Source organism: Flavobacterium sp. (assembly GCF_036515215.1).
Lineage (GTDB): Bacteria > Bacteroidota > Bacteroidia > Flavobacteriales > Flavobacteriaceae > Flavobacterium.
This window is the reverse complement of record NZ_DATBVQ010000147.1, coordinates 1-13,023: the sequence shown is the minus strand read 5'-3', so window position 1 is coordinate 13,023 and position 13,023 is coordinate 1. Positions and strand designations below refer to the sequence as shown.

General features: G+C 40.3%; 11 protein-coding genes and 1 pseudogene. 3 read left to right on the top strand and 9 right to left on the bottom strand.

Annotated features, from left to right (window positions below; translation table 11 throughout):
• The 8 genes and pseudogenes from VIH09_RS10140 to VIH09_RS10105 form a co-directional block, all read right to left on the bottom strand.
• A pseudogene (locus tag VIH09_RS10140) lies at positions 1-199 on the bottom strand (hydroxyacid dehydrogenase); the annotation flags it as partial.
• Between the two features lie 217 nt (positions 200-416).
• Positions 417-1,193, bottom strand: coding sequence for a pyrroline-5-carboxylate reductase (gene proC / locus VIH09_RS10135; protein ID WP_331580551.1), 777 nt, complete (start codon positions 1,191-1,193; stop codon positions 417-419).
• A gap of 41 nt (positions 1,194-1,234) precedes the next feature.
• Positions 1,235-2,587 (bottom strand): magnesium transporter, encoded by a 1,353-nt coding sequence (mgtE, locus tag VIH09_RS10130; protein ID WP_331580549.1) that lies wholly within the window; start codon positions 2,585-2,587, stop codon positions 1,235-1,237.
• Positions 2,577-3,356: a 16S rRNA (adenine(1518)-N(6)/adenine(1519)-N(6))-dimethyltransferase RsmA gene (rsmA, locus tag VIH09_RS10125; RefSeq protein WP_331580547.1), complete on the bottom strand. Its 780-nt coding sequence runs from the start codon at positions 3,354-3,356 to the stop codon at positions 2,577-2,579. The genes mgtE and rsmA overlap by 11 nt, the downstream gene beginning before the upstream one ends.
• A 155-nt stretch (positions 3,357-3,511) precedes the next feature.
• Positions 3,512-3,823, bottom strand: coding sequence for a DUF4286 family protein (locus tag VIH09_RS10120; protein WP_331580545.1), 312 nt, complete (start codon positions 3,821-3,823; stop codon positions 3,512-3,514).
• A 37-nt stretch (positions 3,824-3,860) separates the two neighbouring features.
• Complete coding sequence (locus VIH09_RS10115) at positions 3,861-5,639, bottom strand: tetratricopeptide repeat protein (protein ID WP_331580543.1); 1,779 nt, start codon at positions 5,637-5,639, stop codon at positions 3,861-3,863.
• Between the two features lie 92 nt (positions 5,640-5,731).
• A complete protein-coding gene (gene serS / locus VIH09_RS10110) occupies positions 5,732-7,003 on the bottom strand; it encodes a serine--tRNA ligase (protein ID WP_331580541.1) in 1,272 nt (423 codons plus the stop codon).
• 296 nt (positions 7,004-7,299) lie between these two features.
• Positions 7,300-7,839, bottom strand: a complete 540-nt coding sequence (locus tag VIH09_RS10105) for a DMP19 family protein (protein WP_331580539.1) — start codon at positions 7,837-7,839, stop codon at positions 7,300-7,302.
• Positions 7,840-8,062: 223 nt separating this feature from the next.
• On the opposite strand from VIH09_RS10105, the gene VIH09_RS10100 reads away from it, so the two are divergent.
• The gene (locus VIH09_RS10100) at positions 8,063-9,976 is read left to right on the top strand and encodes a M1 family aminopeptidase (protein ID WP_331580537.1); all 1,914 of its coding nucleotides are present in this window, start codon (positions 8,063-8,065) and stop codon (positions 9,974-9,976) included.
• Between the two features lie 21 nt (positions 9,977-9,997).
• On the opposite strand, the gene VIH09_RS10095 is transcribed toward VIH09_RS10100, so the two are convergent.
• Positions 9,998-10,168, bottom strand: coding sequence for a hypothetical protein (locus VIH09_RS10095; RefSeq protein ID WP_331580535.1), 171 nt, complete (start codon positions 10,166-10,168; stop codon positions 9,998-10,000).
• Positions 10,169-10,374: 206 nt separating this feature from the next.
• Between VIH09_RS10095 and metG the strand changes: the two genes are divergently transcribed.
• Complete coding sequence (gene metG, locus VIH09_RS10090) at positions 10,375-12,435, top strand: methionine--tRNA ligase (RefSeq protein ID WP_331580533.1); 2,061 nt, start codon at positions 10,375-10,377, stop codon at positions 12,433-12,435.
• Between the two features lie 72 nt (positions 12,436-12,507).
• Positions 12,508-13,023, top strand: a 516-nt coding sequence (locus VIH09_RS10085; protein WP_331580531.1) for a DMT family transporter, incomplete at its 3' end; no start/stop codon positions are given.

The following is a 13,023-nucleotide window of genomic DNA, read 5'->3' as shown; positions in this document are numbered from 1 at the left end:
CGCAATCGATGCTTTCCAGACCCGCTCCTACTCGTGCTCTAAACTGCAAATTAGTGGCTTTGTCCAAGAATTCCTTATCAATTTTGAATCGGCTTCGAATCACTATTCCCTGATAATCTTGGATTTTGGCTTCGATCTCTTCCTTTGAGGAAGTGAAATCTTCGTGGTTTATAAAACCCAGTTCTTGCAATTGTCCCATTAATATGGGGTTATTGCTATCGATGTGTAGAATTTTAATGTTTTCTGGTTTCAAAATATCCGTTGTTTGATTTGAATGAATTCAAAGTTACAAATTTGGTTTGGAAGCGGGCTCGCATTAGGGATGGGAGCGGCATCCCACGCTTTTCTTGCATGGATATAGCGGACAGCCCGACCCGCCTTTTTTTGGCGGGTAATGCCCAAAATAAGTCTAAGTATTACCCCTTTATTTGTTTCAGTGAGGTTTTGATTCCCCGTATCAGCGACGAACTGAATCCGTGCATTTCCATTTCGTTCAGTCCCGCTATAGTACAGCCTTGAGGTGTGGTTACACGGTCGATTAACTGCTCGGGATGCACTTGTTCTTCCATGACCATTTCGGCGGCTCCCTTTACGGTCTGCGCAGAAATCGCCAACGCGGTTTGCCAGTCAAATCCTATTTCGATTCCTGCTTGCATGGATGCGCGGATGTAACGCAGTGCAAAAGCGGTTCCAGAGGCGGCAAGAACGGTGGCCGCATCCATTAATTTTTCGTCAATAATTGGAGCAGTGCCTAAATCTTTGAAAAGTGCGACTACATTTTGCGCTTTCTCTTTGTCCTTTTCATGGAAAGCGATACAGGTAGCCGAGGCGCCAAATTGCGAGGCAATATTGGGCATGATTCGGATGGCGCTATTGGAAGCGCCTATCTTGTTTTGTAAATTTTCGATTGATAATCCGCTCACGGCAGAAGCAACCACTTTATTGGTAATTGTAGGAAGGATTTCGGCCAAAACGGTGTCTACTTGATAGGGTTTTATGGTCAGGATAACGATATCTGCCTCCTGGATGCCATAAGTATTGTCGGAGGAAACGGTAACGCCAAGTTGCTCCAAATAAACGATGCTTGCTGTGTTTCTTCTGGTGATGGTGATTTGATTTCCCTGCGAGAATTTTGACAGTCCCTTGGCGATTGCGACGCCCAGGTTCCCTCCGCCGATTATGTGTATTTTCATTTTGGTTATTCGTTTTTTAGTAGTTAGTTAGTTTAGTGCTTTTAGAATCCCAGAATCATTTTTGCAATAGAAAAATAGATTAAAATTCCGCAAATATCGTTGCTTGTGGTTATAAATGGGCCGGTTGCCAGCGCAGGGTCAACCCCAAACTTATCGAGCAACAGCGGTATAAATGTGCCTATGAGCGAAGCTATAATAATTACCGAAACCAATGCGCTTGTAATAACAACCCCAAGTATGGGCGGCTCGCCTAAAAGGAAATAACTGCCCAAAAACAAGATGGATGCCAGTATGGCACCATTTAACAAACTCAAAGAAATCTCTTTTATAAGTCGATTGAATAAAGACCCGCTCAAAGTGTTGTTGGCCAAGCCTTGAACTATGATTGCCGAGGACTGTACCCCGACATTTCCTGCCATTGCGGCAATTAACGGCGTGAAAAAGAATAAGTTTCCGTGTTCAGCCATGGCTCCTTCAAATAAACCTAAAACCTTTACGGTTATAAAACCACCCAACAGTGCCAAAACCAGCCAAGGCAGACGTGCTTTGGACAATTCGAGAATGCTGTCATCCGCTTCCACATCCTGCGAGATACCCGCAGCCAATTGGTAATCCTTGTCCGCTTCGTCCCTGATCACATCAATAATATCATCAATGGTGATACGGCCCACTAACCGTCCCATCGCATCTACGACGGGAATCGCTTCCAAGTCATATTTCTGCATAATTCTTGCTACCTCAACGTCCTCCGCATCAACGTTAACCGAGGTCACTTTTTTAATATAGATATCGGAAATTTGCGTTTTGGTTGATGTGGTCAATAAGTCTTTTAGGGATAACCGTCCTTTCAACCTGTTTTCATCATCAACAACATAGATGGAATGCACGCGCGAAACATTCTCAGCTTGGGCACGCATTTCTTTTACGCAGGTAAGAACACTCCAGTTTTCATTGACTTTCACAAGCTCCTTCCCCATCAAACCACCTGCGGTATCCTCATCATAACGCAAAAGGTCAATAATGTCCTTCGCGTGCTCTAAATCGTCCAGCTCCGAGATTACCTCTTCTTTTTTGGACTGCGAAAGCTCCGCTATGATATCTGCGGCATCATCAGTATTCAACTCATCAAGCTCCTCTGCAATCTCCTTGGCGGACAGCCTCTTTAATATATTTTCCCGTAAATCGTCTTCTAATTCCAGAAGTATTTCGGAGGTCTGTTCAGAACCCAAAACCTTAAAGATATAGGTAGCCTCGTCAAAATCCAGTTCGTCCAGAATCTCTGCAATATCGGCATGGTGCATATCGCCAAGAAGACGCTCTAATCCTTTGTCGTCTTTATTAACAATATGTTGCTCTAATTCGAGTATTAAGTCTTTGCTGATTTTAAATTCCATCGGCTTCTATTTTTTGGGTAAGTTCAATAAACTGCGCTACATCCAGCTGCTCTGGACGAAGGTCAAAGATAGGGTCTTCTCTTAAACTATCCGATAGATTCAACGTTTTTAAGCTGTTACGCATGGTTTTTCGTCGTTGTTGGAACGCCGTTTTCACCACTGTGAAGAATAATTTTTCGCCACAAGGCAAACTATAATCCGCTTTTCTCCGCAAACGTAAAACACCCGATTTCACCTTTGGTGGTGGGATAAAGACATTTTCATCAACCGTAAACAAATATTCCGCATCATAGAATGCCTGCACTAAAACAGATAATATACCATAGGCTTTTGTTCCCTTTTTTTCACAGATGCGTTGTGCAACTTCTTTTTGGAACATGCCCGCAAATTCAGGAATCTGGTTGCGGTATTCCAATGCCCTGAAAACGATTTGGGTTGAAATGTTATATGGAAAATTACCGATGATAGCAAATTGCTTTCCTTGGAAAGTTTCATTAATATCGTACCTCAAGAAATCCTTAAAAATAATCTTGTCTTTCAGTTTCGGATAATTCTCGTCCAAATAAGTTACTGATTCGGTATCTATCTCGATAACATATGTAGTAATAGGTTTGCCCAATAAATATTTTGTCAAAACACCCATTCCTGGCCCTATTTCCAGTACAGCATCATAACCTTGCAAGTTCAAAGTGTCCGCAATGTCTTTAGCGATACTTTCGTCCTTCAAGAAATGTTGTCCGAGGTGTTTTTTGGCTTTTACTTTTTCCATTTTTTATGTTTAAAGGGTTAAAGGTTCAAGTTTAAAGTTTTCCAACCTCTTACTTATTACTTTAAACTATTTTTTAAATTAGACGAGGCAATTTGCTCCTTCTAAATATATACTATAAGTCCCTATTTGATTAACTGGACACTAAATACTTCCTCCTAGTGCTCAGAAATCACTTCCAATTCGGTTCTAAAAGCCAACATTTTGTCTCCAAATAGTTTTGCGCCTTCTTCCCGAAACTTGGGTGCATCCTCCTGATAATACCTTTCCAAAGTTTCTTTGCTGTCAGTGGTGTACTGGGCCGAGTAAGTTACCCCTCCCATTTCCTCCTCAATCAACACCCGAACCAATCGAGCCGAAGAAAATTTGCCCGTAGCCAGAATTTCTGGAATATGCTTGTGCTGCATCCAGATCATCCATTGATCGTGAACGCTTTCGTGTATGTTTGTGGTAACGTTGTATATTATCATTCCTTATTGATTTGTTTTAATCGTTTAACCGATTAGCTTATAAATTCGTGTCTCCCCTTAATTTTCTAAAACTCTTTCTTGCCTCCACAAAATAAATGCTGTCTTGATGATTGAAAATTATTTTTTCATATAATGGTTTTGCCTTTTCAGCTGCCATCAGTTTTTTATTGAAAATTTCAGCCGACAAAAACAGGGCCTCATCAATGTAAATCCCGTCACCATGATGATCCATTATTTCTTGATATTGGCTTAAGGCCAAATTATAATCCCCTGTCTTTTCATAAATTTTGCCCAAGCGCAACAGCGTTACCGTCTCTATTTCCTGTCCTTTGTACTTTTGCAAAATAGATTGAAACTGCGTGATGGCTTCCTTATTTCTATTTTGATATAAAAGGTAATCTCCTTTGGCGAATTCTTTCAGCGCCGTTTGTGTCGAATCGGCAACGGTGTTGTCATTTATCAAAAGGAAATATTCCAATGCATCGTTAGCAATCAATTGCGTACTGGCTGATTTCAGTTCCTTGAACTGTTTCAATGCCCAAACAAAATCAGTCTTGAAATAGCTGGTTTTAGCCGCTTTCAAAGTCGCTTCGTGCGCCACCACGTCATTTTTCAGATCCATCTCAATTTGAGAATAATAAATCAATGCCTGGTTGAATTTTTCTTCGAAAAGTAAAATATCCGCCAATTCCATTTTCGCCTGCGCCACTTGATAATCGTTCAATTGCAGCTCGAGCGTTTTTTTAATAATTGCTCTTCCTTGTTCTGGATCCTTCAAATTAAAAGCCACAAAATGCGCCTGAATTAATTGCAAAGATAAGGTAAAAGGGGTTATCTCATATTCCGTCAGCAAACTGGCCAATTCGGTATTGATGGCAGCGAAATCTTTTTCCTGTGCCTTGTCAATTTTTATTTTCACCAAGTAAGTCTGGGCTTGAATAAGCAACTCGATGTCCCTAGTGTTTGCTATTACAAAATCCAATATTTCCTTGGCAATGTCCTGATCGCCTTCTTCAATGGACAAGTGTGCCAAGTTCACAATATTAGACAGCGACTCGGTATTGCGTTTGTAGATGGCTTTTTCTTGAATAAAGGCCTTTGAAAATTCCTTTTGTTGCACATAGAACCAACTTAAATAACGGTTCCAGAAAAGATCCTGACTTTTTTGAACTCGGATAATTAACGCTTTTCGTAAGGCGTCATTAAAATTGGCGTCGCTATCTTCCGACATGAAACGCGACAATTGATTCTGGATTAATATGGAGTTCTGCGGAGTAGCCACTGCTTCATCAAGAAACGTGGAAATCATCATGTCCGTGTTTCCCAATTGCCCATAAAGTAGTCCTTTTTGAAAATTAAAATTAAGCCTGGGCTCTATATCTGTTGCAGTCTGATAGGATTGCAGCGCATTTTCTAGCAATACCTTTTTCTCAAATGAGGAGGCAATGCCATACACTTCATTCGGGTTTTTCTTAATTTTTTCTATGGCCTGATTGTAGTAATTTTTGGCTTTTTCCTCGTTTTTTTGCAGTTGGAAGTTGTATCCCAATTCAACCAAAAGGTTTCCTTGATTGTATTTATCCAAACGGGACTGAATTGCTTTTTCGGCGACATCATATTGTTGTAGCTGCTGGTAACAATCGACGGTTCTAAGGAAATACTGCATGTTTTGAGGGACGCTGGCTAATAGCTCCTCGTAATTGATTTTGGCTTTTTCAAAATCGCCTTTGTCATAATAATATTGCGCCAATTGTTCGTTTTGCGAAAAACAAACCAATGAAAAAAACAGAGTGATATGTAGAAAAAAATTCTTCATGTAAAAAGTGTTCCGTATTCAGTGTTCAGTTTGCTAAACGGTCGTTGTCCAAAAAGCTAACTGAACACCGATCACTGAGGACTGAACACTAATTAATCAATGATATCAAATCCGCAATACGGACGCAATACTTCTGGTATCACTATTCCATCCGCAGTTTGGTAATTTTCAAGGATTCCTGCCAAAACTCTTGGCAAAGCCAATGAACTTCCGTTTAGGGTGTGTGCCAACTGGTTTTTTCCCTCTTTGTCTTTGAAACGCAATTTCAAACGATTTGCTTGAAAGGTTTCAAAGTTTGAAACTGAAGATATTTCCAACCAACGGTCTTGCGCTGTTGAGAAAACTTCAAAATCATATGTCAATGCCGATGTGAAACCCATATCTCCGCCACAAAGACGCAATATTCTATATGGTAATTTCAATTCGTTCAGAATCTCTTTTATGTGTTCTACCATTCCGTCCAGAGCTTTGTAAGAGTTGTCCGGATGCTCTACACGTACAATTTCTACTTTGTCAAATTGATGCAAACGGTTCAGTCCACGTACATGCGCTCCATAAGAACCTGCTTCACGTCGGAAACAAGGTGTGTAAGCGGTAGTTAAAATCGGCAACTCATTTTCGCTTAAGATCACATCACGAAATATATTGGTTACAGGAACCTCAGCCGTAGGGATTAGGTATAAATCATCCGCAGCATCGTGGTACATTTGCCCCTCTTTGTCCGGCAATTGCCCCGTTCCGTATGCCGACGCTTCATTTACCAAATGAGGAACCTGAACTTCATTGTAACCTGCGGCCGTATTTTTATCTAAAAAATAGTTAATCAAAGCGCGTTGTAATCGCGCTCCTTTTCCCTTATAAACCGGAAATCCCGCACCCGCTATTTTCACTCCCAATTCGAAGTCGATGATGTCGTATTTCTTCACCAGTTCCCAGTGTGGTTGTGCACCTTCGTGCAAAACTGGAATAGCGCCTTCTTCAAAAACATTTAGGTTTTCCTCAGGTGTTTTCCCTTCAGGAACGATATCAGCCGGAAGATTGGGCAGACTATATAATTTTTCCAAGAGTTCTTGTGCAATGGCATCAGCAATTTCGGCCAACCTTTTGCTTTTCTCTTTTAATAGAACTGTTTTTTCTTTAAGTATAGCGGCTTTCGATTTCTCTCCGCCTTTCATCAATTCGCCTATGTCTTTGGATAATTTATTAGATTCAGATAAAATACCGTCTAATTCGACCTGTGTCGCACGACGTCTTTCATCCAGTTGTACCACTTCTTCAACAACACTTTTGGCATCCATATTCCTTTTTGCCAAAGCCTTGATTACTTTTTCCTGATTCTCTCTAATAAATGTGATTTGTAACATAGCTTGATTTTTATAACTCTACTTATATATTAATGGAAGCAAATTTAAGGAAATGTTTGATAGAAACGGGACAAAGTTTTGATGAAAAACCGTAAGATTTTATTGGCTAATAATATAAATCTCTTGACAACTCATATTAAACTGGTTGATTAAATAAATCTAACAACATAGATACATAGAAATCCTTCACTTTAAAGAAGTTCACAGAATTCGTTTTTCACATAGTTATGTATTCTATAAAAAATGAAATGTCTTTTTTAAAACACATGAAAAACTATGTTTCTATGTGGTTAAAATTACGCTCTTTTGATTTCGTGCCCAATAAATTCTTCCAAAACGGCAAACATATCGTCTACTGACATCACTTCGAAATCGGGATGTGATTTTAAAAAATTAGCGTTCAAAGTTACTAGGTCTTCTTCGACAGCTGAAAATGGCTGAGCATTTAGTAGGCCTCTTGTTGGGTTTACGCCTTCAAGTCTTCCTTTCAGAAATTTATTCAGCTTTACGCTACTCATCAATCTGACTTTTTTGGATTGTTGCTGGAAAAATTCCAAATGTCTTTCAGCACCAACCAAAGCCAAGCCTTCTTCGATCAATTCGTTTAGTTCTTTATCCCAGCCTGAATTGTACACAAACTGAGCAAAATCTCCTTCGGTACATTGTGCCGTATAGTAATCCAAATAATAACTCATTATCGCATCTTCGTGAATCAAATCGTCATCAATACCTTCCTCACGCATCAGGTTAATCACCGAAATATTAGAATGGATCACATCTTGGAGATTATCACTTTTAAAGGCAGTTTCTGAAATAATTATTTTTCCGAATTCCATCTGTTTTGTTTTTAAATAGTATGCGGCAAATTTCGGGTAAATTAAAACAGAAATGAAATTTATCTAAAATAAGATTAATAGCCCATTTGTTTTCAATATCCAACAGCTGTGGAGACTACAAAATTGGAACACACAAAAACTTATCGCGATTTACACTGCCGTTTCCCGTAAGTTAATGATGAAATTATTAAATATTCATTATTTTTACATAAAATCAGGCTTTATGAAAAATTATTTGATAATAATTCTTTTCTATTTTGTAGCATTGCTTTCGGCTCAGGGGAATGATAGCACCATTGATGCGATAGCAAAATCTGAAATGAAAGTGGCTTCTAACAAATTGAGCTTTAAAACCAATCCCAATACGCAGAATTACGACATTAGTTATCATAAGCTGGAATTTACGGTTGATCCATCCGTTAATTTCATCTCCGGCACAGTTACTACCACTTTTACGGTGCTGACCGATTTATCTACAGTCACTTTTGACCTAACTAATCAACTGACCGTTAGCTCGGCTATAAAAGACGGGCTTCCATTGTCATTTATTCAAACGGACACTAATGAATTAGTCATAACACTTCCAAGCGCCCTAATTGCAGGCTCTGTCGCTACAGTTTCCATTTCGTATTCAGGTATTCCGTCCAATCAAAGCAATGCATTTACAAGCTCTACCCACAACGGAACTCCCGTCTTGTACACCTTGTCCGAACCTTATGGAGCCAGGGACTGGTGGCCTTGCAAACAAGATTTAAATGACAAAACGGACAACATTGATGTCTATATTACCGCTCCCTCACAGTATGTGGCCGTTTCTAACGGAATAGAAACCGCGCCACCGATCATCAATGGAACTTACAAAACCACCCACTTTCACCACGGCTACCCGATTCCCGCGTATTTGATAGCCATTGCGGTCACGAATTACAGCGTCTATAACCAGACAGGAGGCTCTGCGCCAAATCAATACCCCATCATCAACTACATTTATCCCGAAACATTACCCCTAGTGCAGACTCAGCTGCAGCAAACGCCGTTGATTTTAGACTTGTACGAAACGCTGTTTGAAATCTATCCCTTTCACCAAGAAAAGTATGGCCACGCCCAATTTGGTTGGGGAGGTGGCATGGAGCATACCACAGTTTCGTTTATGAATAGCTTTGGTCGCGGACTCGTTGCCCATGAGATGGCGCATCAATGGTTTGGCGATAAAATAACCTGCGGAAGCTGGAAAGACATCTGGCTAAATGAAGGCTTTGCTACTTACGTGGCGGCATTAGTGATTGAAAACTTCGACGGCCAAGCTGCATTTATAGCCAATAAAAACGGTATGGTAAACAACATTACATCAAGTCCTTCCGGTGCAGTGTATCTATCGGACAATGATTTGCTCAGCGTGAGCAGAATCTTTAATTCCAGACTTACTTATTACAAAGGCGCTATGGTCTTGAATATGCTTCGGCTGAAAATGGGAGACGCATTGTTTTTCCAAGGTATTAAAAACTATTTGGCTGATCCCAATTTAGCATACAAATACGCGCTAACGACTGACTTACAGCTCCATTTAGAAGCAGTTTACGGTAGTAGTTTGACCGAATTCTTTAATGATTGGATTTACAATCAGGGTTACCCCAGCTACACTGTTAACTACGAAAACCTAAGTAATATGGTTAAATTCACGATTAATCAGGCGCAATCTGACCCTTCCGTTTCTTACTTCGAAATGCCAATACCGATCCGTCTTTTGGGAAGTAGTGGTCAACAAATGGATTTGATTTTAGACAACACTTTTAACGGGGAGGTTTTTCTAAGGAACGTACCGTTTGCGGTGTCCTCTGTAGTTTTTGACCCGAATTCTGATTTAATCTCGAAAAACAACAGCGTGTTTTTGGGAATAAATAATTTAGAACTGGAAACGGTGAATTTATATCCCAACCCCGCAAACAATTCGATAACGCTTGATTTACCCAGCGGAATTACACTCAGAAAAACGATATTTTACGATGTCATTGGGCAAAAAGTAATGGAAACAGACTCAGCTACCCACTGGGATGTTGCTTCATTACCTTCGGGTGTTTATTTCATCAGTGTCTTTACTGATTACGGCACAAAGAAAGTCCCGTTTGTAAAAAAATAATGTTGCAGAAAGCAATGCGATTTATCTGATATCCAATTCGTCACTACTCTTTTTCTGATTCATTTTTGTGACCAAAGCTTTCAACCGCAAGGCCTTTTCCTTTTTCTCTTCCTGAAGTTTGGTCTTTTTCCGATTCAGTAATTTGGTGTGCAACGCCTTGTTTTTCGTGTCTTTTTCGGGTCCTTTTGCCATGGTTGTGTTTTCATTGATTGCGTTGCAAAGATAAAAAAAGCCGCATTAAAAATGAGAAACGGATTAAAATCCTAAATCCGTTAGCCCCGATAGCAGTGAAAATCCTTTTACTTTTTCTTTAAAAAGCAAAAGATTGCAACGTATAGCGGGAAATAGCTTCAAATAAAAATTGGATTCCTTATTTTTGCAGCCAATAAAATTGAATCATGATACAGAATCCAAAAAGATATACCATTACGGCGGCATTGCCTTATACGAACGGACCGATTCACATTGGCCATTTGGCGGGTGTTTATGTGCCTTCGGACATTTATTCCCGTTACCTGAGATTGCAAGGAAGAGACGTTTTGTTTGTTTGCGGAAGCGACGAGCATGGCGTTGCCATTTCCATGAAAGCCAAGAAAGAAGGTATCACGCCTCAGGAAGTGATTGATAAATATGATGGGATTATCCGTAAGTCGTTCTCTGATTTTGGAATTTCGTTCGATAATTATTCGAGGACTTCATCTAAGATCCATCACGATACGGCTTCTGAGTTTTTCAGAACGCTTTATGAAAAAGGTGATTTTATCGAAGAAGTGACCGAGCAACTGTACGACGCCAAAGCGGATCAGTTCTTGGCGGATCGTTTTGTTGTTGGGACTTGCCCTAAATGTGGCAACGAGGAAGCCTACGGCGACCAATGCGAAAAATGTGGTTCTACGCTGAACGCTACCGATTTGATCAACCCAAAATCGACCATCACGGGAGAAACCCCCATTATGAAATCGACGAAACACTGGTTTTTGCCTTTGGACCGTTACGAGGATTTCTTGAGGGAATGGATCTTAGTTGGACACAAAAATGACTGGAAACCCAACGTTTACGGACAGGTGAAATCCTGGATTGACGGCGGACTGGAACCTCGCGCGGTAACCCGTGACCTGGACTGGGGAATTGATGTTCCTGTTAAAGGCGCCGAAGGGAAAAAATTATATGTGTGGTTTGATGCTCCAATTGGCTACATTTCTTCTACCAAGGAATGGGCTTTGCGCGAAGGCAAAGACTGGGAACCGTACTGGAAAGATCAGGATACGAAACTGGTTCACTTCATTGGGAAAGACAATATTGTTTTCCATTGCATCATTTTCCCTGCGATGTTGAAAGCCGAGGGAAGCTATATTTTGCCTGACAATGTTCCCGCGAACGAGTTCTTGAACCTGGAAGGAAACAAATTGTCGACTTCTAAAAACTGGGCGGTTTGGCTGCACGAATATTTGGAGGAATTTCCAAACCAACAGGATGTTTTGCGTTATGCTTTGACATCGAATGCGCCAGAAACCAAGGACAATGATTTCACTTGGAAAGATTTCCAGGCGAGAAACAATAATGAATTGGTTGCTATTTTTGGAAATTTCATTAACCGTGTGGTGGTTTTGACCAATAAATATTACGAAGGAGTTGTTCCAAGTCCGAACACACTTTCGGAAGTGGACGAGGCGACCTTAGCGGAATTGAAAGCATATCCCGCAGTGATTTCGAGTTCTTTGGAACGTTACAGATTCAGAGAAGCTTTGGGTGAAATGATGAACGTAGCCCGTTTAGGAAATAAATACTTGGCAGACGAAGAGCCTTGGAAAATGATAAAAAACGATCAAGGTCGTGTACAAACCCAAATGTATGTAGCGCTTCAAATTGCCGCGGCATTGAGTTCTCTTTGCGAACCATTCTTGCCTTTCACGGCAAAAAAATTATCAAGAATTTTGAAAATCGAAAATCCGTTGAGTTGGAGTGCTATTTCAGAAACATCTGATTTGATTCCAGGCGGACACCAAATAGGCGAAGCGGAATTATTGTTTGCAAAAATTGAAGATGAAGAAATTCAAAAACAAATAGACAAGCTAGAAGCTACCAAAACGGCTAATAAAGCGGAAAACAAAATTGTGGAACCACAAAAAGAAGCGATTCAATTTGATGATTTCTCAAAAATGGATATCCGAGTGGGAACAATCTTGGAAGCGGAAAAAATGCCGAAAGCCAACAAACTTTTGATTTTGAAGGTGGACACGGGAATTGACGTTCGTACGATTGTTTCAGGTATTGCTGAGAGTTTTAAACCAGAAGACATTGTTGGGAAAAAAGTAACCGTATTGGTAAACTTGGCCCCGAGAACCTTACGTGGTGTTGAAAGTCAAGGAATGATTTTGATGACTACAAATACCGAAGGAAAACTGGTTTTTGTAAATCCAGATACGGATGGTGTTGCTAACGGCGAGACGATTAATTAATAAACTTTGAACACGGATTTCATGAATTATCACTAATTAATGAAATCCGTGTTTTTTTAACTGTAAGCACAGATGACCAACGGAAAACCAAGATTAGCGCTTGCTTTCGGGATACTTTGTATTTCAATTTTCCCGATACTGGTCAAACTAAAGTTGGCTCCTGGGCTAATCTCGGCCTTTTACAGGATGGCGATCGCCGTTTCTTTGTTAATGCCTTATGTGTTAATTACCAGAAAATTCAAACTGCCAGAGAAAAGATTTTTGATCCTCGCGGTTATTTGCGGTGTCCTATTCGCTTCGGATGTTGCGGTTTGGAATATTGCCATTCAGGAATCGAGCGCAACACAAGCTTCATTACTGACCAATTTGTCGCCGCTTTGGGTCGGAATCATTTCGTTCGCCTTTTTAAAAACTAAACCGGCAACCAATTTTTGGATTGGCACCTCCATTGCATTATTTGGAATGGCGATGCTGGTGGGCTTCGAATTTTTCTTTGAATTAAATTTTGACACTGCCTTTATTCTGGCTGTGTTATCAGGTATTTTCTACTCTATCTATTTATTGGTCAGCAAAAAAGCACTCACACAT

Excerpts from the sequence above, each read along its gene's own strand:
- proC (WP_331580551.1), bottom strand. The coding sequence starts at position 1,193 with ATGAAAATACACATAATCGGCGGAGGGAACCTGGGCGTCGCAATCGCC.
- mgtE (WP_331580549.1), bottom strand. The coding sequence starts at position 2,587 with ATGGAATTTAAAATCAGCAAAGACTTAATACTCGAATTAGAGCAACAT.
- rsmA (WP_331580547.1), bottom strand. The coding sequence starts at position 3,356 with ATGGAAAAAGTAAAAGCCAAAAAACACCTCGGACAACATTTCTTGAAG.
- VIH09_RS10120 (WP_331580545.1), bottom strand. The coding sequence starts at position 3,823 with ATGATAATATACAACGTTACCACAAACATACACGAAAGCGTTCACGAT.
- VIH09_RS10115 (WP_331580543.1), bottom strand. The coding sequence starts at position 5,639 with ATGAAGAATTTTTTTCTACATATCACTCTGTTTTTTTCATTGGTTTGT.
- serS (WP_331580541.1), bottom strand. The coding sequence starts at position 7,003 with ATGTTACAAATCACATTTATTAGAGAGAATCAGGAAAAAGTAATCAAG.
- VIH09_RS10105 (WP_331580539.1), bottom strand. The coding sequence starts at position 7,839 with ATGGAATTCGGAAAAATAATTATTTCAGAAACTGCCTTTAAAAGTGAT.
- VIH09_RS10100 (WP_331580537.1), top strand. The coding sequence starts at position 8,063 with ATGAAAAATTATTTGATAATAATTCTTTTCTATTTTGTAGCATTGCTT.
- VIH09_RS10095 (WP_331580535.1), bottom strand. The coding sequence starts at position 10,168 with ATGGCAAAAGGACCCGAAAAAGACACGAAAAACAAGGCGTTGCACACC.
- metG (WP_331580533.1), top strand. The coding sequence starts at position 10,375 with ATGATACAGAATCCAAAAAGATATACCATTACGGCGGCATTGCCTTAT.